Source organism: Nocardioides potassii, from assembly GCF_021648885.1.
Taxonomy (GTDB): Bacteria; Actinomycetota; Actinomycetes; order Propionibacteriales; family Nocardioidaceae; genus Nocardioides; species Nocardioides potassii.
In genome coordinates, this window is the sequence record NZ_JAKJHZ010000002.1 from 1 (window position 1) to 20,776 (window position 20,776).

General features: G+C 72.6%; 20 protein-coding genes and 1 tRNA gene. 13 read left to right on the forward strand and 8 right to left on the reverse strand.

Features of this window, described 5'->3' with window-relative positions:
* Positions 1 to 73: 73 nt before the first annotated feature.
* Together L2K70_RS00980 and L2K70_RS00985 are read right to left on the reverse strand one after the other, a co-directional pair.
* Positions 74 to 820, reverse strand: coding sequence for an ABC transporter permease (locus tag L2K70_RS00980; RefSeq protein ID WP_236397684.1), 747 nt, complete (start codon positions 818 to 820; stop codon positions 74 to 76).
* Positions 817 to 1,851 carry an ATP-binding cassette domain-containing protein gene (locus L2K70_RS00985; RefSeq protein WP_236397686.1) on the reverse strand — a complete coding sequence of 345 codons (1,035 nt, stop codon included), beginning with the start codon at positions 1,849 to 1,851 and terminating at the stop codon, positions 817 to 819. Before L2K70_RS00985 ends, L2K70_RS00980 begins: the two co-directional genes overlap by 4 nt.
* A 62-nt stretch (positions 1,852 to 1,913) precedes the next feature.
* Here L2K70_RS00985 and L2K70_RS00990 point away from each other — a divergent pair, with 62 nt between their 5' ends.
* Together L2K70_RS00990 and L2K70_RS00995 are read left to right on the forward strand one after the other, a co-directional pair.
* Positions 1,914 to 2,864, forward strand: a complete 951-nt coding sequence (locus tag L2K70_RS00990) for a helix-turn-helix transcriptional regulator (RefSeq protein WP_236397689.1) — start codon at positions 1,914 to 1,916, stop codon at positions 2,862 to 2,864.
* Positions 2,865 to 2,874: 10 nt separating this feature from the next.
* Complete coding sequence (locus L2K70_RS00995; protein WP_236397692.1) at positions 2,875 to 3,732, forward strand: alpha/beta hydrolase; 858 nt, start codon at positions 2,875 to 2,877, stop codon at positions 3,730 to 3,732.
* A gap of 99 nt (positions 3,733 to 3,831) precedes the next feature.
* Here L2K70_RS00995 and L2K70_RS01000 read toward each other — a convergent pair whose 3' ends face one another.
* On the reverse strand, positions 3,832 to 5,097 hold the full coding sequence (locus L2K70_RS01000) for an MFS transporter (RefSeq protein WP_236397695.1): 1,266 nt from the start codon (positions 5,095 to 5,097) through the stop codon (positions 3,832 to 3,834).
* Positions 5,098 to 5,165: 68 nt separating this feature from the next.
* Here L2K70_RS01000 and L2K70_RS01005 point away from each other — a divergent pair, with 68 nt between their 5' ends.
* From L2K70_RS01005 to L2K70_RS01055, 11 genes are all read left to right on the forward strand, one after another.
* The gene (locus L2K70_RS01005; RefSeq protein ID WP_236397698.1) at positions 5,166 to 5,762 is read left to right on the forward strand and encodes a winged helix-turn-helix domain-containing protein; all 597 of its coding nucleotides are present in this window, start codon (positions 5,166 to 5,168) and stop codon (positions 5,760 to 5,762) included.
* A 72-nt stretch (positions 5,763 to 5,834) separates the two neighbouring features.
* Entirely contained in the window at positions 5,835 to 6,170 is a 336-nt protein-coding gene (locus L2K70_RS01010; protein ID WP_236397701.1) for a sterol carrier family protein, read from the forward strand.
* Between the two features lie 26 nt (positions 6,171 to 6,196).
* Positions 6,197 to 7,003, forward strand: coding sequence for a GNAT family N-acetyltransferase (locus L2K70_RS01015; protein ID WP_236397704.1), 807 nt, complete (start codon positions 6,197 to 6,199; stop codon positions 7,001 to 7,003).
* A gap of 23 nt (positions 7,004 to 7,026) precedes the next feature.
* Positions 7,027 to 8,373 carry a dipeptidase gene (locus L2K70_RS01020; protein ID WP_236397706.1) on the forward strand — a complete coding sequence of 449 codons (1,347 nt, stop codon included), beginning with the start codon at positions 7,027 to 7,029 and terminating at the stop codon, positions 8,371 to 8,373.
* 26 nt (positions 8,374 to 8,399) lie between these two features.
* Positions 8,400 to 8,867: an SRPBCC family protein gene (locus tag L2K70_RS01025; protein WP_236397708.1), complete on the forward strand. Its 468-nt coding sequence runs from the start codon at positions 8,400 to 8,402 to the stop codon at positions 8,865 to 8,867.
* Positions 8,864 to 9,898 carry an NAD-dependent epimerase/dehydratase family protein gene (locus tag L2K70_RS01030; RefSeq protein ID WP_236397710.1) on the forward strand — a complete coding sequence of 345 codons (1,035 nt, stop codon included), beginning with the start codon at positions 8,864 to 8,866 and terminating at the stop codon, positions 9,896 to 9,898. The genes L2K70_RS01025 and L2K70_RS01030 overlap by 4 nt, the downstream gene beginning before the upstream one ends.
* Positions 9,899 to 10,020: 122 nt before the next feature.
* On the forward strand, positions 10,021 to 12,372 hold the full coding sequence (locus tag L2K70_RS01035; protein WP_236397712.1) for a molybdopterin cofactor-binding domain-containing protein: 2,352 nt from the start codon (positions 10,021 to 10,023) through the stop codon (positions 12,370 to 12,372).
* Between the two features lie 19 nt (positions 12,373 to 12,391).
* On the forward strand, positions 12,392 to 12,886 hold the full coding sequence (locus L2K70_RS01040; protein WP_236397714.1) for a (2Fe-2S)-binding protein: 495 nt from the start codon (positions 12,392 to 12,394) through the stop codon (positions 12,884 to 12,886).
* A gap of 35 nt (positions 12,887 to 12,921) precedes the next feature.
* Entirely contained in the window at positions 12,922 to 14,454 is a 1,533-nt protein-coding gene (gene purF / locus L2K70_RS01045; RefSeq protein WP_236397968.1) for an amidophosphoribosyltransferase, read from the forward strand.
* A 47-nt stretch (positions 14,455 to 14,501) separates the two neighbouring features.
* Entirely contained in the window at positions 14,502 to 15,584 is a 1,083-nt protein-coding gene (purM, locus tag L2K70_RS01050; RefSeq protein WP_236397716.1) for a phosphoribosylformylglycinamidine cyclo-ligase, read from the forward strand.
* A 158-nt stretch (positions 15,585 to 15,742) separates the two neighbouring features.
* Complete coding sequence (locus L2K70_RS01055; RefSeq protein ID WP_236397718.1) at positions 15,743 to 15,931, forward strand: DUF3073 domain-containing protein; 189 nt, start codon at positions 15,743 to 15,745, stop codon at positions 15,929 to 15,931.
* A 218-nt stretch (positions 15,932 to 16,149) separates the two neighbouring features.
* Here L2K70_RS01055 and L2K70_RS01060 read toward each other — a convergent pair whose 3' ends face one another.
* From L2K70_RS01060 to L2K70_RS01085, 5 genes are all read right to left on the reverse strand, one after another.
* Positions 16,150 to 17,235, reverse strand: coding sequence for a Glu/Leu/Phe/Val family dehydrogenase (locus tag L2K70_RS01060; RefSeq protein WP_236397721.1), 1,086 nt, complete (start codon positions 17,233 to 17,235; stop codon positions 16,150 to 16,152).
* Between the two features lie 118 nt (positions 17,236 to 17,353).
* Entirely contained in the window at positions 17,354 to 18,700 is a 1,347-nt protein-coding gene (locus tag L2K70_RS01065) for a hypothetical protein (RefSeq protein WP_236397725.1), read from the reverse strand.
* A complete protein-coding gene (locus tag L2K70_RS01075; protein ID WP_303645844.1) occupies positions 18,700 to 19,359 on the reverse strand; it encodes a DapH/DapD/GlmU-related protein in 660 nt (219 codons plus the stop codon). The genes L2K70_RS01065 and L2K70_RS01075 overlap by 1 nt, the downstream gene beginning before the upstream one ends.
* Complete coding sequence (locus tag L2K70_RS01080; protein ID WP_236397728.1) at positions 19,352 to 20,572, reverse strand: glycosyltransferase family protein; 1,221 nt, start codon at positions 20,570 to 20,572, stop codon at positions 19,352 to 19,354. The genes L2K70_RS01075 and L2K70_RS01080 overlap by 8 nt, the downstream gene beginning before the upstream one ends.
* A gap of 109 nt (positions 20,573 to 20,681) precedes the next feature.
* A tRNA-Phe gene (locus L2K70_RS01085) sits at positions 20,682 to 20,755 on the reverse strand.
* Between the last annotated feature and the right edge of the window lie 21 nt (positions 20,756 to 20,776).

The following is a 20,776-nucleotide window of genomic DNA, read 5'->3' on the forward strand; positions in this document are numbered from 1 at the left end:
CTGGGTACCCTAGTTCGGGGTCCAATCGGGGGCGGATCCCCGCCCACCGGGCCCCCGCCACGGGAGCAAGGAATCAGCTCGAGCGGCGCATCGCCCGTACGCCGACCACGAGGCCGAGAGCGGCCACGACGGCCGCACCGGCGACACCCTGCGCGATCACGTCGGCCGGGTAGGTGCCGGCGAAGAGCGCGCGCGTCGCGTCGACGACGTACGTCATCGGGTTGAGCATCGAGACGACCTCGAGCCAGCGGGGCGCCCCGTCGACCGGCAGCAGGACGCCGGCGGTGAGCAGCGCGGGGAAGAGCAAGGTCTGCTGGATCGTCCAGAACATCCAGTCCTGGCCCTTCGACGCCAGCGCCAGTGCAAAGGACAGCGCGCCGACGCCGATGCTGAACAGCGACAGGACGAGTGCCGCGACCAGCACGCCGCCGAGGTGCAGGTCGAAGCTGAACGGCGTCACCACCGCGACGATGATCGCGACCTGCATCAGCATCGGCACGACCTCCTTGAGCGCCCGGCCGACCAGGAGCGCCGGTCGCCCGAGCGGCGAGACCAGCTGGCGCTCGTGCGAGCCGGACTGCATCTCCTCCATGAGGTTCGCACCGGTGAAGGACGCGCCCATCAGCGCCGTCATCGCGACGATGCCCGGCACGAACCACTGCAGCGCCGACCCGTCGCCCACCTGCGGCAGCAGAGGCGCGAAGAGCCCGAGGAAGACCAGCGGCTGGATCATCGCGAAGACCACGGACATCGGCTCGCGCCAGACCGGCTTGAGCTCCCGGTTCATCACGTTGACGGTGTCTGCGACGAAGGTGCTCATGCTGCTACCTCGCTCTCGATCTCGGTGGACCCGTCGGCGGGCGCCGACGAGGGGGACTGCTGGGTCTCGCGCAGGCTGCGGCCGGTCAGGTCGAGGAAGACGTCGTCGAGGGTGGGCCTCGCGACCTCCACCCGCGTCGGCGGTACGCCGTCCGCGGCCAGGTCGGCGAGCACCTCGCCGACCAGCGTCGAACCGTCCTTCACCCGCAGGTCGACGGACTCGGCGGAGACGTCGACGCGCGACTCGGGCACCCGTGACAGCCGGGTTGCCGCCCGTGCCGCGTCTGACGCCGTACCGAACCCGAGCCGGACCAGGTCGCCCAGCCCGGACTTGAGACGGGCCGCCGAGTCGTCGGCAATGACGCGGCCGTGGTCGACGACGACCACGCGGCCGGCGAGCGCGTCGGCCTCCTCGAGGTAGTGGGTGGTGAGGACGACGGTGCTGCCGCTCTCGGCGTGCAGGCGCCGGATCAGCTCCTGCAGGTTGGCCCGGTTCTGCGGGTCGAGGCCGGTCGACGGCTCGTCGAGGAACAGCACCCGCGGCAGGTGCACCAGGCCCATCGCGATGTCGAGGCGGCGACGCTGCCCGCCCGACAGCGTCGAGACCTTGCGGTCGGCGACGGCCTCGAGTTCGAGGTCCGCCACCAGCTCGGCCGCGCGTCGCCGGGCGTCCGCGCGGGACAGGCCGTGGGCCCGGCCCTGGCTGATCAGCTCGTCGCGACCGAGCTGCCGGTGCCCGGCGCCGTTCCCCTGCCCGACGAAGCCGATCGCCCGGCGCACCTCGCGCTGGCCGCTCACCACGTCGTGGCCTGCCACCGACGCGGTGCCGGAGGTGGGTGGGATGAGGGTCGTGAGCATCCGCAGGGTCGTCGACTTCCCGGCCCCGTTGGGCCCGAGGAAGGCGACCAGCTCGCCCTGCCCGATCTCGAGGTCGAGGCCGCTGACGGCCTCGACGGTCTGCTTGCGCGAGGTGAAGTGGCGGGTCAGGCCACGCGTCACGATCGCCGGTCCATGTGGGTGGTTGTGGGTCATGTGGACGACGCTAAGGATGCATCAGGTCAGTTCCTGACCGCATTACGAATATTCTGGACGACATGAGCACGAGCGAGCGGATGCTGCGGCTGCTGTCATTGCTCCAGACCCACCGCTACTGGCCCGGACCGGAGCTCGCGGACCGGCTGGAGGTCAGCGCGCGCACGCTCCGCCGCGACGTCGAGCGGCTGCGCGACCTCGGCTACACCGTCGACGCCGTCCGCGGCGCAGCCGGTGGCTACCAGCTGCGCGCCGGCGGGTCGCTCCCGCCGCTGCTCCTGGAGGACGAGGAGGCCGTCGCGATCGCGGTCGGCCTGCGTACGGCGGCCGCGAGCGCCGTCGCCGGGACGGACGACTGGTCGGTGCAGGCGCTGTCGAAGGTGCTGTCGCTGATGCCGCCCCGGCTGCGCCGCCAGATGGATGCCATCGCCAGCCAGACCGATGCGCCCGGCCCGTGGGAGGGGTCGCCGGTCGTCGACGCGACCGTCCTCACCACCCTCGCCCAGGCCTGCCGCGACAGCGAGCTGGTGCGCTTCGACTACACCGCGCGTGAAGGCGAGGTGACCCACCGCCGCGTCGAGCCGCTCCGGCTGGTGAGCCTCGGCCGCCGCTGGTACCTCGTCGCCTGGGACCGCGACCGGACGGACTGGCGCAGCTTCCGCCTCGACCGGATCTCCGACGCGGAGCCCACCGGTCAGCGGTTCCGCGCCCGCGACCTGCCCGCCGACGACGCGCTCGCCTTCGTGCAGCAGGGCATCCGCCGGATGCCCCAGCGCCACGCCGTACGGGTGCGGCTGGCGATGCCCGCGGACGAGCTCGCACACCGGGTCGGCCGGTGGGGCACGGTCACGGCCGACGGCGCCGGGTGCGTCCTGGAGATGAACGTCGACGACCTCGACTGGCCGCTGATGGTGATCGCCTCCTCGGGCGCCGAGTTCGTCGTCGAGTCCCCGCCCGAGCTCGTCGAGAAGGTCGCCGAGGTGACCGCGCGGTTCTCGCGCGCGTCCGCCTAGGCTCGAGCGCATGGCCCGTCCCCGGCTCGACCGGCGCGCCCTGCTCGCAGGGATCGGCGTCGTGACGCTGGCGGGGTGCGCCTCCGGTCCCGAGCCGCCCGGCTCGCGGACGACCGATGCCGACCAAGCAGGGGAGCGGCCAGTGAGCGGCGCACCGGAACGGATCACCTACGGCGACGACCCGAGCCAGTGGGTCGACCTGCACACGCCCGACGGCGACAGCCGCGGGCTCGTGGTCGTGGTCCACGGCGGCTTCTGGAAGGCGCAGTACGGCGCGGAGTACGGCGCCCCGCTCGCCGAGGACCTCGTCCAGCGCGGGTGGACCGCGGCCAACGTCGAGTACCGCCGGGTCGGCAACGGCGGCGGGTTCCCCGAGACCCTCGACGACGTCCACGCCGCCATCGGCGCCGTGGCGGCTGACGTGGACGGACCGGTCATCACCCTCGGCCACTCGGCCGGCGGTCACCTCGCCACGTGGGCCGGGGCGCGCGGGCGCTTCGACCGGTGGTCCGGCGGGCCGGCCCTCACCCATGTCGTCAGTCAGGCCGGGGTGCTCGACCTGGGCGCCGCGGTCGCGGACGGGCTCGGCACCGACGCGGCCCGCGCGTTCCTCGGCGACGCCGGCGAGTCGTCGTACGACGAGGTCGACCCGCTCACGCAGGTCCCGCTCGACGTGCCGATGTGGGCCGTCCACGCGGCCGACGACGACATCGTCCCGTTCAGCCAGGCGAGCACCTACGTCGACGCCGCCACCGCGGCCGGCGCCGAGGCGACGCTCGTCGAGGTGACCGGGGGCCACTTCGGCGTCATCGAGCCGGGCAGCGACGCCTGGGCCGCCTGCGTCGAGGTCCTCGACTCCCTCGGCTGACCCTCACCGGGGTAGTCCGCATCAAAATTCATCCTGCGAAGCCGTCGTCGGTGAAAACTGATGCGGACTACCCCGCGACGGTCCAGCCCCGGCGGTTGATCAGGCGGCGGCGGGCTGGGTCACAGCCGCCGGCTGCTCCTCGAGGTGAGGCCACATCTCCGGGCGCGGGATGCGACGCACGGTCGCGCTGGCGGTCGGGATGAGTGCGCTGATCGTGACGATGACGAGCAGGCCGACCGTGGCCGCGCGGCCCCCGAGGTGCTCGAGCAGGACGCCGCCCAGGACGGGGGCCAGCGGCATCAGGCACATGCCGACGAACTGCATCGAGGAGGCCACCCGGCCCTGGAGGTGGCGTGGCGTGATCGCCATGCGGTACGACTGCGAGCCGGCGTTGCCCGCCGGGTTGAGCAGGATGCCGAGGAACAGCACCGCGCCGACGACCAGCGGGGAGGTCCAGAACAGCAGGGGCACGAGCAGCGGGACCCAGCTCCACGCCACCGCGAGCGTGAGCCGGCCGGTCGGGACGCGGTCGATGACCCGCGGCGCCACGAGCGCGCCGAGGATGCCGCCGAGGCCGGCCAGCATGTCGATCACGCCGATGGCACCGGGGTGCACGCCGTCCTGGACCAGGCTCATGATCGCGACGTAGAAGACCGCGTTGACCGCCAGGTTGCTGGTGGCCGCGAACGCCATCATCGTGCGGAAGTAGGGCCGGCCGAGCACGTAGCGCAGGCCCTCGGCCAGGTCGGCGCGCACGGTGCCCGGCGCGCGGTCGGACTGCGGCGAGAGGTCCGTCCGGATCCGCGACAGCGTCACGAACGAGATCGCGAAGGTGACCGCGTCGAAGACGAACGGCATCGCCCGTCCGAGCCCGACGAGGAACGCGCCGAGCGGGCCGCCGACGAGGGCGGCGACGTGGTGACGCGCCTGGTTCTGGCTGAGCGCGGTCGGCAGCTCCTCGCGGGTGACCACCGAGCGCACCGCCGACGCCTCCGCCGGGCCGAACACGCCGGTGCCGATCCCGGTGAGCAGCGCCGCGACCACGAGGTGCCAGAGCCGGAGCTCGCCCGCCAAGGCGGCGACGGCGACGAGTCCGTAGACGACCGACCCCGAGCCGCTGGCGAGCATCATCAGCCGCTTGCGGTCGCTGCGGTCCACCACGGCACCGGCCGGCAGGAGCGCGGCGACCATGCCGGTCAGGAAGGCGGCGGTCGGCAGGCCCGCGAGCACGGCCGAGCCGGTGAGGCCGTAGCCGACGAGCGAGAAGGCGAACATGCTCACCGCGCTGCCGAGCTGGCTGACCGCCTCCCCGGTCCAGAGCGCGGTGAAGTCGCGGTTGCGGGCGAGGGAGCGATAGGCCATCATGTCCCGCACCATATGTTGCGCAAGCAATGTTGCGCAATAGTGCGTGCGGAACTTGGTACGGTGGGTGCATGGCCGAGACGAGGGGGACCGTGCACGACCCGCGGGTGCTGCGGGCCATCGCCCACCCCGTGCGCAACCGGATCCTCACCGAGCTGGCGGCGGGCGGTCCGATGCGCGCCGCCGACCTGGCGCAGGAGCTCGGCATCCCGGCCAACCAGGCGAGCTTCCACCTCCGGCAGCTCGCCAAGTACGGCCTCATCGTGGAGGCGCCGGAGGCCGCGCGCGACCAGCGCGACCGCGTCTGGAGGTCGGCCGACGACGGCAGCCTGAGCATCGACGTCGGCGCCATGGAGAAGGAGCCCGGCGGCAAGGCCGCTGCGACGGTGTTCCTCCGCAACGCCGCCGGCTACGCGCACCAGCTCGTCGACGCCGCCTACGGGCGGGACCGGCGCCCGGACACCCACCGCTCCACGATGGACACCGCCGTCCGGCTGACCAAGGACGAGGCGGCGCAGCTCTCGGCCGAGGTCGCTGCCCTCGTCCAGCAGTGGACCGAGCGCAACCAGGGCCGCGGCGACGGGCGGACGACGTACGCCTTCCACGCGATGCTGCTGCCGCAGCCCGACGGGACGGACGACCACGGTGAAGGCAGTTCGGGCGACTGAGCCGCAACGCCGCGCTCGACGGACGCTGACCTGTCGCGAACTGCCTGCACGGTGTCCGGCTAGCCTCGAGCGGTGCCCGCGCGCCTGAAGGTCCTGACCCCCGATGCCCTCGCGAGTGCGCAGGCCGCGGCCGACACCAAGGCGCTGGTCAAGCACTACCTCGCGGTCCTCGAGCAGCGCGCGCCGGGGAAGTCCGTCGAGGTCCGCGTGCCGCCGTATGCCGCCGTGCAGGTGATCCCCGGCGTCCGCCACACCCGCGGCACCCCGCCGGCCGTCGTCGAGACCGACGCCGACACGTGGCTGTCGGTCGCCACCGGTCGTACGACGTGGCACGAGGCGCTCGACAGCGGCAGGGTCGTCGCCAGCGGTGAGCGCACCGACCTCTCGCCCTACCTCCCCCTGGGCTGACCCCGGCAGCGGCTAGCCTCCGCACCATGCACGTGAGCTCCCTCGGATTCCGCACCGACCTCGCCCTGCTGACCGCGTCTGGCAGCGTGGTCGAGGACCGCGGCACGCACCTGGTGGTGCGCTCGCCGGACAACCCGTCCTACTTCTGGGGCAACTTCATCCTCCTCGCGCACCCGCCCGTCCCGGGTGGCGAGAAGGAGGTCGTCGGCGCCTTCCACACCGAGTTCCCGCTGGCCGACCACGTCAGCATCGGCATCGACACCGCCGAGCTCACCGACGAGGCACGCGCCGCGTTCGAGGCGGCGGGGATGACGGTCGACGTCGCCACCGTGCTCACAGCGTCGTCGCTGGTCGCGCCGGGCGAGGTCGAGGCGGAGGTCCGCGAGCTGACCAGCGACGAGGACTGGGAGGCGCGGGCGCGGCTGAGCCAGCAGCTCTACCCCCAGACCTCCGAGGAGACGTTCATGACCTTCGCGCGCCAGAAGAACGCCCAGGAGCGGCGGCTCGTCGACGCCGGACAGGGCACGCGCTTCGGGGCGTTCGTCGACGGCACGCTCGCCTCGACCGCCGGCATCTTCGTCACCGAGGAGGGCCGCGCGCGCTACCAGAGCGTCGAGACGCACCCCGACCACCGCCGCCAGGGCCTCGCGTCGGCGGTCGTGCACGCCGCAGGTCAGCACGGCCTGACCCGGCTCGGCGTACGCACCCTCGTCATCGTCGCGGACACCTACGGTGAGGCGATCGGTCTTTACCGGCGCCTCGGGTTCGCCGACGTCGAGCGCCAGCTGATGATGGAGAAGCGCAGCGGCGAGTGGGCCACTCTCGACTCCTGAAGGGCCGGTCCTAGGGTTGCCGCATGAGCATCGACATCGCCGCCCGTCTCGCCGAGGTCATGCCCGGCGTCCGCCGCGACCTGGAGGACCTGGTCCGCATCCAGTCGGTGTCCGCCGACCCGGCCCGGGCGGGCGAGGTCGAGCGCAGCGCCGAGGCGACCCGCGACCTCTTCGCGGCCGAGGGCTTCGAGGCCGAGATCGTCCGGGCGTACGACGGTGCGCCGCCGGCCGTGATCGCCAGGAAGTCCGGTCCCGAGGGCGCGCCGACCGTCCTGCTCTACGCCCACCACGACGTCCAGCCGGAGAACGACCACGCCGACTGGGACTCCCCGCCGTGGGAGCCGACCGAGCGAGGCGACCGGCTCTACGCGCGTGGCGCGGCCGACGACAAGGCCGGCATCGCCGCCCACCTCGGCGCGGTCCGCATCTTCGGCGACGACCTCCCGGTCAACCTCGTGATGTTCATCGAGGGCGAGGAGGAGGTCGGCTCCGACACCCTCGTCGACCTGCTCACCACCCACAAGGACCGGCTCGAGGCCGACGTCATCGTCATCGCCGACTCCGGCAACTGGGACATCGGCGAGCCCGCGCTGACCACCTCGCTGCGCGGGCTGGTGCGGATGGACGTCGAGGTCCGCACCCTGACCCACGCGGTGCACAGCGGCATGTGGGGCGGCCTGGTCCCCGACTCGATCATGACGCTCAGCCGCCTGATCGCCAGCCTCAACAACGACGACGGCAGCGTGGCGATCGAGGGCCTCCACTCCGGCCCGGCGGCAGACGTGGAGTACCCCGAGGCCCGCCTGCGTGCCGAGTCCGGCGCCGCCGAGGGCATCGAGTGGATCGGCGCCGGCAGCGTCGTCGAGCGGCTCTGGACCCAGCCGGCGCTGTCCATCACCGGCCTCGACGCCCCCAAGGTGGAGGGCGCCTCCAACACGCTCGTCCCCGCCGCCCGCTGCCGGATCAGCCTCCGCATCGCGCCGGGCGACACCACGGCCAACGCCGTCCAGTGCCTGCAGGCCCACCTCGAGAAGCACGTCCCGTGGGGCGCCACGCTCAGCACGACGGTCGTCGACACCGGCGAGGCCACGCAGATCGACGCCAGCGGACCGGCGTACGACGCCGCGCGCGCCGCCTTCGCCGAGGCCTGGGACGGCACCGCCCCGGTCGACATGGGCGTCGGCGGCTCGATCCCGTTCATCGCGGAGTTCCTCGAGGCCTTCCCCCAGGCGAGCGTGCTCGTCACCGGCGTCGAGGACCCCGACACCCGCGCCCACGGCGCCAACGAGGGCCTGCACCTCGCCGAGTTCGAGAAGGTCGTCAAGGCCGAGGCCCTCCTGCTCCGCAACCTCGGCGACCTCCCGCGCTGACTGGGACCCGCCGGTAGCCTCGCGACATGGCGACCTTCCGTGCTCGTGACCGTTCGTCGGCGGTGCTCCGGTCGCCGCGGGGCGAGGTGTGGGCGGCGCTGACCGATCCGGACCTGATCGCGAAGATCACGCCCTACGTCACCTCGATCACCGCCGACGGCGACCGGTGGGTCTGGCGGATGGGCACGATCCCGGTCCTCGGCATCTCGGTCGCACCGACGTTCACCGAGGTGATGGAGCTGCACCCCGAGGAGCGGATCGTCTTCAGCCACGACCCGGCCCGGAAGGACGAGATGACGGCCGTCGAGGGCACCTACGTCCTCGCCGACCACGCCGGCGGTGGCACCGACGTGAGCATCGACCTCGAGATCGCGTGCAGCCTCCCGCTCCCGGGCCTGGCCCGGCCGGCGGTCGAGCGGGTGATGGCCGGGGTCGTGAAGCACATGGGCTCGGTGTTCTCGCGCAACCTCCTCAAGCACCTGGGCGAAGCGTGAAGGTCCTCGTCCTCGGCGCGACCGGCTACGTCGGCTCCCGCCTCGTCCCGCACCTGCTCGACCTGGGCCACGACGTCGTCGCGGCGTCGTCGTCGCAACCGGACCCCGACCGCTTCGGCTGGGACGAGCGGGTGGTGATGGCGCGGTGCGACGTCACCGACGCCGCGTCCGTCGCGGATGCCGTCGCCGGCGTCGACGCGGTCGTCTACCTCGTCCACTCGCTCCAGCGCAGCGACTTCACGGACCGCGACCGCATCGGGGCCGAGACCGTCGCGGCCGCGGTGGAGGAGCACGGCGTACGACGCCTCGTCTACCTCTCCGGGCTCGTGCCCGACGCCCCCGAGAGCGAGCTGTCCGCGCACATCTCGAGCCGGCTCGAGGTCGAGCGGATCCTCCTCGCGGCGGACACCGAGGCGACGGCGCTGCGGGCCGGGGTCGTCATCGGCGCCGGCTCGACGTCGTTCGAGATCATCCGGCAGATCGCGACGCTCTTCGTGGTCCAGCCGGTGCCGCTGTGGATGAACCACCGGGTCCAGCCCATCGCCGTCTCCGACGTGCTCCGCGCGATCGGCGAGGCGCTCGACGACGACGGGCCGCGCGGGGCGGTGGACATCGGCGGTCCCGACGTCGTGACCTACCCGAGCCTGATGAGCGCCTGCTCGCGCGGGGCCGGACTGTCCCGCGTACGACTGCCCGCACCGGTCGCGCCCGCCGGCATCGTCGGACTGGCCACCGCGCTCGCCACGACCGCGCCGTTCCACACCGTCACCTCGCTCATCGAGTCGCTGCACCACGACATGGTCTGCCGCCCCGGGCACACGTGGACACCGCGCGACGGCGGCCCCCTGCTCGGCCTCGCCGAGGCGATCGACCGCGCCAGCGACCCGTCGTACGACGGCCCGGAGGGCGCCCTGTCCTCCGACCCCTCCTGGACCCGGCCGCACCGGCTGCTGGAGGCGCTGCCCCTCCCCGCGACCACCCGCGCCGCGGCCCGGCTCGCCCTCCACCGGGTCCGGACGCTGCTCGCCTGACCGCGGCCGAAGGGTGGACCGACCTTGCACTCTGACAGCGTCACTGTCAGAGTGGGGTGTGGTTCCTGGGGAGGGACCTCAGCCTCGGGAGGCCGCCGGGGCCGACCAGATCGGGTGACTCGGTGCCTGACTCCCGCGACCTCCACGACCCCCGCGACGCCCACGCCCTCGAGGCGTCCCCCTACGCCGTCGACCGACGGCGGTTCGTCGGCTACGTCCTCGCCGGTGCGACCCTCGTGGCCGCCGCCGATCTCGTGCTCGCCGACGCTCCGCCCGCAGGCGCGGCGGTCCCGACGCTGCCCCAGCCGGCCGAGCTCTACGACCTCAACGACATGCTCACCGACGCTGCACGACCGACCGCGAACCTGATCACCGTCACGATCGACGAGGACGGCACCGCGAGCTTCGAGCTGCCGCGCGCCGAGGTCGGCCAGGGGATCACCACCTCGACCGCGATGCTGGTCGCCGAGGAGCTCGACCTGCCGGTCGAGCGGGTGCGCGTGACCCTCGCGCCGGCGCGTCCCGAGCTGCTCTTCAACCAGCTCACCGGAGGCTCCAACACCACCATCTCGACCTACACCCCGATCCGGGTCGCCGCGGCCGTCGCCCGAGCCGCGCTGCTCGACGCGGCCGCGATCGTGCTGGGTGACACCGTCGCCGGCCTGGTCGCCAAGGGCGGCGTGATCACGGCGCGCGACGGCTCGTCGGTCACCTACGGCGAGCTGGCCGTCAGGGCAGCCGGCGGTGCCGGCGGCCGCGCGGTCGAGGTCGAGCTCAAGTCCGAGGCCGAGTTCACCGTGATCGGTACGCCGACCAACCGGGTGGACGCGCTGGCCGCCGTCACCGGGCAGAAGGACTACACGACCGACCTCGCCGTCCCCGGGGCGCTGCCCACCATGGTGTGCCGTGCACCCACGCTGAACGGCACGCCGGTCGCCGTACGCAACCAGGCGCAGGTCGAGGCGATGCCGGGCGTCACCCACGTGGCCCAGGTGAGCACCGGCGTGGCCGTGCGCGCCGCGACGTTCGGTCAGTGCATCGACGCCGTGCGCGCCCTCGACGTGGTCTGGAAGGACGGACCGGTCGCCGGCGAGAGCGACGCGACGATCCTGCGCAAGGTCCGCGCCGCGCAGCTGCCGATGCCGGCGCTGCCCGACACCCCGCTCGCCCAGACGGTGTCGGGCGACTTCACCTTCTGGTTCCGCAGCAACTCCCCGATGGACACCAACAGCGCGATCGCCGACGTCCGCCCCGACGGCGCCACGATCTGGGCTGGTCTCAAGTCGCCGATCGTCGCCCAGCAGCGCATCGCGGAGAGGCTCGGCATGAGCCAGGACCGGGTGACGGTCAACGTCGTCACGGCCGGCGGGTCCTTCGGCCGGCGGCTCTTCTTCGACGGCGCCCTCGAGGCCGCGGAGGTCTCGCAGGCGATGGGTGTGCCGGTCAAGCTCATGTGGCACCGCGCCGACGACGCCCGCGTCGGTCGTACGCACCCGCTGGGCACGTGCCGTGTCCAGGCCACCGTGAGCGGCAGCAACGTCCTGGCGTTCAACCAGTCGCTCACCTGCGTCGAGACCGACTTCCGCCACGGGCTCGGCGAGATCATCACCGCTGCCGCCGCCGACCTGCCGGCCGGCGTCGGCAACCTCGGCTTCGCCGAGACGATCTTCGCCCTCACGCAGGAGGTGCCCTACGACTTCGGAGCAGTGACGCAGACGCTCGTCGAGACCGACGACCGCTTCAACACCGGGTCGATGCGCAACATCTACTCGCCCGACGTCCGCGTCGCCAGCGAGCTCGTCGTCGACAAGCTGGCGGCGAAGATGAAGATGGACCCCTACCAGTTCCGCCGCAGGTTCCAGCGCAACGAGCGGCTCCTGAAGGTCCTCGACACCGTCGCCCAGGCGGGCGAGTGGGGCCGGTCGATGCCGGCCGGGACGGCGCAGGGCATCGCGATCCACAAGGAGTACAAGGGCGTCTCGGCCTGCCTGGTCGAGATCGACACGCGGCCCGCCACGACGGGACGGCAGGTCCGCGACGCCGTCACGGGACCGCGCGTCACCCGCGTGACCTTCGCGATCGACGCCGGACTCGTCATCAACCCGCGCGGGCTCGAGGCGCAGATGCAGGGCGGCATCAACGACGGCATCGCGCTGGCGCTGACCTCCAGCCTGCACCTGCGCGACGGCCACTTCCTCGAGGCGAGCTGGGACAACTACTTCTACACGCGTCAGTGGAACACCCCGCCCGACGTCCGCGTCATCGTGGTGCCCTCCGAGGAGAAGGTCCCCGGCGGTGCCGGCGAGGCCGGGGTCGCCGCGACGTTCGCCGCGGTGGCGTGTGCCTACGCCCGGGCGACCGGCACCATGCCGACCGAGTTCCCGATCAACCACCGCACGCTCTCGTTCGAGCCCAAGTCCTTCGTCCCGCCGATCCCGCAGTCGCCGGTCAACGGCCTCGAGCTCACGTCCTGAACCGCTGAGGAGCACCGACATGCCAGAGCAGACCTTCATCGTCAACGGCGAGCGCGTCACGGTCGACGTCGAGGACGACGTACGACTCCTCTGGGTCCTGCGAGACCTGCTGGGGATCACCGGGCCCAAGTACGGCTGCGGGATCAACGTGTGCAAGGCGTGCACGTCCCACATCAACGGCAAGGCGTTCAACCCGTGCGCCGTGCCGGTCGGCGAGCTCGCGGACGACGACGAGGTGACGACCATCGAGGGCCTGCCCGGGGAGGTGGCCGAGCAGCAGCGCGGCGCACACGGCCTGCACCCGATGCAGGAGGCGTGGCTCGAGCGCGACGTGGTGCAGTGCGGCTACTGCCAGCCCGGCCAGATCATGGCCGCTGTCGCGCTGGTCAACCGGGTGAAGGCCGAGGGACGCCAGGTCACGGGCGCCGACCTCGACACGATCCGCAACATCTGTCGCTGCGGCACCTACACGAGGATCCGCGAGGCGATCACGGACGGCGCTTCGAGGATGTGATCCGACGGCCGTAGACTCGCGTCGTGCCCTACCAGATGAGCAAGCGCACTGGTGGCGACGGCCGCCTGACCACGGCCATCGACCCCCAGGACCAGGGCCCCCAGGACGCCTGCGGTGTCTTCGGGGTGTGGGCCCCCGGCGAGGACGTCGCCAAGCTGACCTACTTCGGCCTGTACGCCTTGCAGCACCGCGGGCAGGAGTCCGCGGGCATCGCGGTCAGCAACGGCCGCCAGATCCTCGTCTACAAGGACATGGGCCTGGTCTCGCAGGTCTTCGACGAGTCGACGCTCGAGTCGCTCAAGGGCCACCTCGCGATCGGCCACTCGCGCTACTCGACGACCGGTGCGTCCACGTGGCAGAACGCCCAGCCGACCTTCCGGCCGACCGTCGACGGCTCGATCGCGCTGGGCCACAACGGCAACCTGATCAACACCCACGAGCTCGCCCAGATGGTCGCGGACCTCCCCGGTCCCGACGACGAGCTCGACCTCCACACGCGTCCCCAGGGCGAGTCGACCAACGACACCAGCCTCGTCACCGCGCTCCTCGCCCACCACCCCGACACCTCGCTCGAGCAGCGCGCGCTCGAGGTGCTGCCGCAGGTGCGTGGCGCCTTCTGCTTCGTCTGGATGAACGAGGGCACCCTCTACGCCGCCCGCGACCCGCAGGGCATCCGTCCGCTCGTCCTCGGCCGCCTCGAGCGCGGCTGGGTGGTCGCCAGCGAGGACGCCGCCCTCGCCACGATCGGCGCCAGCCTGGTGCGCGAGGTGGAGCCCGGCGAGATGGTCGTCATCGACGAGAACGGGCTGCGCTCGCACAGGTTCGCCGAGCCCGACCGCAAGGGCTGCGTCTTCGAGTACGTCTACCTCGCCCGCCCCGACGCCACGATCAGCGGTCGCAGCGTCCACGAGTCGCGGGTCGAGATGGGTCGCCAGCTCGCCCGCGAGTTCCCCGTCGAGGCCGACCTGGTCATCCCGGTCCCGGAGTCCGGCACGCCTGCGGCGTCGGGGTACGCCGAGGAGTCGGGGATCCCGTTCGGCCAGGGCTTCGTCAAGAACGCCTACGTCGGCCGCACGTTCATCCAGCCCAGCCAGACGCTGCGCCAGCTCGGCATCCGGCTCAAGCTCAACGCCCTCGAGCACATGATCCGCGGCAAGCGGGTCGTCGTGGTCGACGACTCGATCGTGCGCGGCAACACGCAGCGGGCGCAGGTGCGGATGCTCCGCGAGGCGGGCGCCGTCGAGGTCCACGTGCGGATCTCCAGCCCGCCGGTGAAGTGGCCCTGCTTCTACGGCATCGACTTCGCCACCCGCGCCGAGCTGATCGCCAACGGGCTCTCACCCGACGAGATCGCGGCCAGCATCGGCGCGGACAGCCTCGGCTACATCTCGCTCGACGGGATGATCGACGCGACCAAGCAGCAGCGCACCCAGCTGTGCACGGCCTGCTTCACCGGCGAGTACCCCGTCGAGCTCCCCGACGAGAGCCTGCTCGGCAAGCACCTGCTCGAGGCCACGCTGCAGTCGCCCACCATGGGGCGCGCGCTCCCGGTCCTCAACAACCCCTGACCCATACCGAGAACAGCCGAGACCAGCCGGACGCCACAGGAGCCCGCGTGACCGATCAGCCCACCGCACCCACTCCCGGCGCCTACGCCGCGGCAGGCGTCTCGATCGAGGCGGCCGACCGTGCGATCGACCTGATGAAGGGGTGGGTCGAGAAGGCCCGCCGTCCCGAGATGATCGGCGGCCTGGGCGGCTTCGCGGGGCTCTTCGACGCCTCGGCGCTGACCCGCTACGAGCAGCCCCTGCTGGCGACCTCCACCGACGGTGTCGGCACGAAGGTCGCGATCGCGCAGCTGATGGACGTGCACGACACCATCGGCTTCGACCTCGTCGGGATGGTCGTCGACGACCTCGTCGTGTGCGGCGCCGAGCCGCTCTTCATGACCGACTACATCGCCTGCGGTCGCGTCGTGCCGGAGCGGATCGCCGCGATTGTCAAGGGCATCGCCGAGGCGTGCGTGGTCGCCGGCTGCGCGCTCATCGGCGGCGAGACCGCCGAGCACCCGGGCCTGCTCGACCCCGACGACTACGACGTCGCGGGCGCGACGACCGGTGTCGTCGAGGCCAGCAAGCTCCTCGGCCCCGGGCGGGTCCGCCCCGGCGACGTGGTGATCGCGATGGAGGCCAGCGGGCTGCACTCCAACGGCTACTCGCTGGTCCGCCACGTGCTGCTGAACGACGCGGGCTGGACCGTCGACCGCCACGTCGACGACTTCGGTCGCACGCTCGGTGAGGAGCTGCTCGAGCCGACCCGCATCTACGCCAAGGCCTGCCTCGACCTCGCCGAGCGCACCGAGACCCACGCCATGTCCCACGTGACCGGCGGCGGGCTCGCCGCCAACCTCGAGCGGGTGCTCCCGGCCGAGGTGTCGGTCCGCCTCGACCGCTCGACGTGGACGCCGCAGCCGGTCTTCGACGTCGTACGACGGGTGGGCTCGGTGTCGCAGCCCGACCTCGAGGCGACCCTCAACTGCGGGGTCGGGATGGTGTCGCTCACCGCCCCCGAGTCGGTCGACACGGCGATCTCCGTCCTGGCCGGGCACGGCATCACGGCGTGGGTCGCCGGCGAGGTCCGCCTCGACGACGAGCAGGGCGGCAGGGTCGTCCTGGAGGGCCAGCACCCCGGGTGGTGAGCCCGATCTGCCGTCAATTGTTCAGCCGTCGGCAGAAAACCGGGATGTGGTGTGCGGGAACAGCCACCGCTCAGGTAGCGTTGCCCTCACGACATGTGACCGTTCAGACCGGGCGCGCCTCAGGCGGCCCCGGCCAAGTGTGCGAGGGGGTCGACCCTATGGGGCGCGGCCGAGCGAAGGCGAAGCAGACCAAGGTCGCACGCGACCTGAAGTACCGGACTCATGAGACGGACTTCGGCGCGTTGGCGAAGGAGCTGCACGGTGAGGACACCCATCGGCCGACTGAGGTCGAGCCGGACGAGGACGAGTGGGCGGACTATGCCGACCCCCGTCGTCGCGCAGACTGACTGATCCCGGTCACGCCGGCCGGTCCGGCTGGTGACGGCGCACCCGGTACCGGGTGCTGCGACGTACGACCGCGCCCCGAACTACACGTGAGCGGGCGCTTCCTGCCCGTCTGAGGACGTGACCGGGCACTTCCTGCTCGTGTGCGAGCGCTGACGGGCAGGAATCGCCCGGTCGGCGGTCACGACCGGCAGGAAGTGCCCGGTCACGTGTAGTGAGGTCAGAGGTGGATGCCGCGCAGGCGGCCGACCTCGCGCATTCGGCGCTCGGCGAGCCGGTCGGCGGCCTCGGCCGACGTGATGCCCTCGGCCTTCGCGAGCTCGAAGACCCGCCGGGTGGTGTCGAAGATGCCGCTGGCGCGCTGCTGGGCACGCTCGAAGGAGAAGCCCTCGAGCTCGTCGGCGACCTGGATGACCCCGCCGGAGTTCACGCAGTAGTCGGGGGCGTACAGGATGCCGCGCTCGGCGATCTGCTTCTCGATGCCGGGGTGCGCGAGCTGGTTGTTGGCCGCGCCGCAGATGATCGTCGCGCGCAGGACCTCGAGCACCTCGTCGCTGATCGCGCCGCCCATCGCGCACGGGGCATAGACGTCGATCTCGCTCGCGACCAGGTCGTCGGTGGTGGCGACCGCCGTGACATCGGGGTGCTCGGCGCGGACCGCCTCGACCGACGGGGCGTGCACGTCGGTGACGACGACCTTCGCGCCGTCCTCGACGAGGTGGCGCACGAGGTGGCGGCCGACCTTGCCGACACCGGCGATGCCGACGGTGCGTCCGGCGAGCGTGGGCTCGCCCCACACCTGCTCGGCCGCGGCGCGCATGCCCTGGAAGGTGCCGTAGGCGGTCAGCACCGAGCTGTCGCCCGCGCCGCCGTGGGCGACGGTGCGGCCGGTGACGTAGTCGCACTCGCGGGCGATGTGGTCCATGTCGACCGAGAACGTCCCCACGTCGCACGCGGTGTAGTAGCGCCCGCCCAGCGACTGCACGAAGCGACCGTAGGCGCGCAGGAGCGCCTCGGTCTTGAGCACGGCCGGGTCGCCGATGATGACGGCCTTGCCGCCACCGAGGTCGAGGCCGGCGAGCGCGTTCTTGTAGGACATCCCGCGCGAGAGGTTGAGCACGTCGACGGTCGCGTCGTCGGTGCTGGCGTAGGGGTAGAACCGCGTGCCGCCGAGGCCCGGCCCGAGCGCCGTGGAGTGGAGGGCGACGATGGCCCGCAGGCCCGTCGCGCTGTCGTTGCAGAAGACGACCTGCTCGTGCTCACTGCCGAGCTCGAAGACGTCGACGCCGGAAGGTGCTCCAGACATGCTCTTGCGTCCTTTTCTGGTGGGGTGCGGCCGCGGGGTGTGCGGACCTGGTCGGAGCGGTCGAGGGGTGGTGACCGCCGTCACGGTCAGCGTATCGCCGCTGTCGGGGCACCTCGAATCAGCGTGACCGCATCACCACGAGGTCACCGTGGGTCCCGTAGCCGAGCAGGTCGCCGCCGGTCCGGCTGCCGTCGAAGGTCACCATCACCCAGCCGTCGTCGACCGCGGCGAGCGTGGGCCAGGGCAGGTTGGTGGGGTAGGGCGCGGCGAGGACGCCGAGGTCCGTCATGTCGAGGTCGAGCACCGGGAACCTCGCCCGCACGCCTCGTCGCGAGTCGCGTCCGTCGCTGGCGAGCACGACCATCCGGCCGTCCACCTCGAGCAGGGTCGTGCCCTCGGTCGCCGTGCGGTCGACGGCAGCGGCGCGCAGCCGCAGCTCGTCGAGCGACGGTCCCGCCGCGAGCGCGGGATGGAAGTCGAAGAACCTCCGCGCGCTGACGAACCCCACGAGCCACTCGCCTGCTCCGTCCGGGGCGTCGCGGCGGACGAGGTGGGGGTCCCACGTGGCGATCGACGCCAGGCCGTCGGTCGGCAGCGGCAGCTCGCGGGTGTCGAGGACGTGCGTGCCGCGGAGGAGGTCGGCGTCGGACTCGGCGAGGGTGACCCGCAACCCCGCCGGCGTACGACGACCGGCGCGGGTCGTGGGGGTCTCGAAGTCACCCCACGTGCTGGTCGCCACCAGCCACCGTCCCTCGGTGCGGACCAGGTGGGTGGCGTGGTCACCGAAGACCCCGGGCCGGTCCGGTCGGCGGAAGAAGAGGTCGCCGGCGTGCTCGACCTCGAGGTCCGGGCCGAGGCGCCAGGTGCTGGTGTGGGCGGTGTCGAAGAAGCCGGGGCCTGCGGAGGTGGCGGTCAGCCACGTCGCGCCGTCCTCCCGCAGCGGGCGTCCGGTCTCGTCGGTGACGAACCGGACGTCGCGCAGCCCGAGCTGGCCGAAACCCCCGGCCGTCCCGCCGTGGTCCGGCAGCTCGACGCGCAGGTCGGCCAGCAGGGACTCGTCGCGGGTGTCGACGGTCTCGCGCAGGTCGTGGCGCGCGCGGGCCACCCACGAGCCGGCCTCGTGGACCCAGGCCGTCACGTGCGTGCCGGTGAGGGTCAGCCCCAGCTCGGTGGCCGTCTCCCGGGCCTGGTGGAAGCGCCGGCTGCGCAGCGCTCGTGTCGCCCCGCCGTCCGTGAGGGCCAGTGACACCGACCCGTCGCGCACCTCCGCCCGGATGCGGTGGCTGCCGAGGTGGATCGCCAGCGGCGACCGGTCCCGCGCGGCGGTCGTCGCGGCGACGTACGGCGCCACGGCGGGCATCGTGACGACGCCGCCGGCAGTGGCGTCGACCCGGACCGCGCCGGGCGCGACGAGGTCGACCGGCCGCACCCGGCGGACGACCTCGAGGCGGGGGAGCTCGGGCATCACCGCGCCGGCACGCCCCGCACAGTCGTCCCGGGGGCGACGTCGCGCACCACGACCGAGCCGGCGCCGACCACGGCGCCCTCCCCGACCTCGGTGCCGGGCAGGACCTGGGCGCCGCTGCCGATCTGCGCGCCGCGTCGCAGCACCGGCGGCCCTGAGGGGCGCGACCCCATCGTCAGCCCCCCGTTGATGATGACCTGGGCGCCGAAGAAGCAGTCGTCCTCCACGACGACCCCGCTCGCGAGGCCGACGTAGCCCTGCATCCGGACCCGCTCGCCGAGGACGCAGTCGCGCCCGATCGTGCACGCGTGGCCGATCGAGGCGTCGGCCCCGACCTGCGAGCCCTCCCGGACCAGGCAGTGGTCGCCGAGCCAGCTGTGCGGGCCGAGGACGGCGCCGACGTTGACCACGGTGAAGCACCCGACCACGGCGTCCTCCCCGATGACGGTGGGGGCGGGCGCGGGTGCGGGCGAGCCGGACCCACGGCCCATGCGCGGCTGCCGGCCGATCACCGCCCCGTCGTCGACCCGGCAGCCGTCGTGCAGCACGGTGCCCGCGTGCAGCACGACGTTGGCGCCCAGCTCGACACGGGCGCCGATCACCACGTCGGGCGCGAGGAGGAGGTGCGGTGCGAGGTCCGACTGCCGCAGGTCAGTCATCCTCGCCGCCCGGCTCGCCCGCGCCGCCGAGGCGGCGCACCTTGCGACGCAGCCGCCGGTTGCGCTGCTGGTAGTCGTCGACGCGTGCGCGGAGGTTGTCCAGCTCGGCCTCCGCGGCCCTCAGGAGGTCCGCGGCCTCCCAGGCCGACCTGCGCGCCTCGACGGCCTCGGCCTCGGCCGCGTCCGCCCGGTCGTTGACGCGCCGCGCCATCGCGCGCAGGCCGAACAGCTCGGCCTCGGCGGCCCACCGCCGTCCGATCTGGCGGCTCAGCTCCAGCTCGAGCGTCGGTGGTCGGCCCGGACCGGCCCCGATCGACGACAGCACCTCGAGGACGGACTGGGCGTGCATGCGGGCGTCGTGCTGGCGCAGGACCAGCTCGCGGCCCAGTCGCCCCCACTCCGGGTCGTAGGCCGCGATGTCGGCGGCCATCCGCGCGACGTCGAGGCCGGTGCCGCCGGTCTGCCCGGTGAAGCCGTCGGCCTCGATGGCCGGGTAGGTCTCCGGCGTGACCCAGCCGTCGCCGCCGAAGCTGTCGAAGAGGTAGGCGGGACGGCCGCACGCCATCGCCTCGAGGACCACCCGGCCCTTGCCGACGACGACGTCGACGTCGTTCATGCGCAGCTCGGGGGCCAGGTCGACGTCGTCGATGCCCAGCGACACCAGCTCGACGCCGTGGGCACCCCACGCGTCCTCGAGCGCCTGCCGGGGAGCTCCGTCGAGGTAGGAGCTGAGGACCAGGGCCCGTCGAGGCGGCGCGTGCGGCGCCGAGAGCGGGGAGAAGCGCTGCGTGTCGATCGGCTGCGTCAGTCGTACGACGCGGACGTCGGCGTTGAGCGCCTCGACCCGTCGTCGTACGCGGTCGTTCAGCACGATCACCGCGGTCGCGATGCCCGGCACGAGCGGTGGTTGCTGGAAGTCGAACAGCGAGCTGTGGCAGACGAACGCCTGCGGGACCCCCGGCCACGCGTGGGCCAGGTCGTGGGCGACGACACCGTCCTGCGTCACCACGGCGTCGGCCGGCTCCCCGAGGTCCTCGAGGCGGTCGACGGTGGTGATGCCCTGCTGTGCCGCGGACCGCGCCATGTCCCCGGCGGTGCGCGCGTAGATGCGCACGTCGTGGCCCAGGCGCACGAGGTTCTCACCGAGGGTCAGGAGGTACGTCTGGCTGCCGCCGACCTCGTGGAACGCCGAGTTGGCCAGCACTATGCGCACGGTGGTCCTCCGGGAGGTCGGCGGTGGTCGGTGGGCAGTCATCCTCGCGGACGGTCGTGGTGCGCAGAAAGGCCCCGACCGGGACGTGGTCGGGGCCTTCCTGTGCTTGTGGGCAGGGGCGGGGTCGAACCGCCGACCTATCACTTTTCAGGCGATCGCTCGTACCAACTGAGCTACCTGCCCAAGCGGGACGAGGATACATGA

Coding starts and splice junctions, on each gene's coding strand:
- L2K70_RS00980 (WP_236397684.1), bottom strand. CDS start 820: ATGAGCACCTTCGTCGCAGACACCGTCAACGTGATGAACCGGGAGCTC.
- L2K70_RS00985 (WP_236397686.1), bottom strand. CDS start 1,851: ATGACCCACAACCACCCACATGGACCGGCGATCGTGACGCGTGGCCTG.
- L2K70_RS00990 (WP_236397689.1), top strand. CDS start 1,914: ATGAGCACGAGCGAGCGGATGCTGCGGCTGCTGTCATTGCTCCAGACC.
- L2K70_RS00995 (WP_236397692.1), top strand. CDS start 2,875: ATGGCCCGTCCCCGGCTCGACCGGCGCGCCCTGCTCGCAGGGATCGGC.
- L2K70_RS01000 (WP_236397695.1), bottom strand. CDS start 5,097: ATGATGGCCTATCGCTCCCTCGCCCGCAACCGCGACTTCACCGCGCTC.
- L2K70_RS01005 (WP_236397698.1), top strand. CDS start 5,166: ATGGCCGAGACGAGGGGGACCGTGCACGACCCGCGGGTGCTGCGGGCC.
- L2K70_RS01015 (WP_236397704.1), top strand. CDS start 6,197: ATGCACGTGAGCTCCCTCGGATTCCGCACCGACCTCGCCCTGCTGACC.
- L2K70_RS01020 (WP_236397706.1), top strand. CDS start 7,027: ATGAGCATCGACATCGCCGCCCGTCTCGCCGAGGTCATGCCCGGCGTC.
- L2K70_RS01025 (WP_236397708.1), top strand. CDS start 8,400: ATGGCGACCTTCCGTGCTCGTGACCGTTCGTCGGCGGTGCTCCGGTCG.
- L2K70_RS01040 (WP_236397714.1), top strand. CDS start 12,392: ATGCCAGAGCAGACCTTCATCGTCAACGGCGAGCGCGTCACGGTCGAC.
- purF (WP_236397968.1), top strand. CDS start 12,922: ATGAGCAAGCGCACTGGTGGCGACGGCCGCCTGACCACGGCCATCGAC.
- L2K70_RS01055 (WP_236397718.1), top strand. CDS start 15,743: ATGGGGCGCGGCCGAGCGAAGGCGAAGCAGACCAAGGTCGCACGCGAC.
- L2K70_RS01060 (WP_236397721.1), bottom strand. CDS start 17,235: ATGTCTGGAGCACCTTCCGGCGTCGACGTCTTCGAGCTCGGCAGTGAG.
- L2K70_RS01065 (WP_236397725.1), bottom strand. CDS start 18,700: ATGCCCGAGCTCCCCCGCCTCGAGGTCGTCCGCCGGGTGCGGCCGGTC.
- L2K70_RS01075 (WP_303645844.1), bottom strand. CDS start 19,359: ATGACTGACCTGCGGCAGTCGGACCTCGCACCGCACCTCCTCCTCGCG.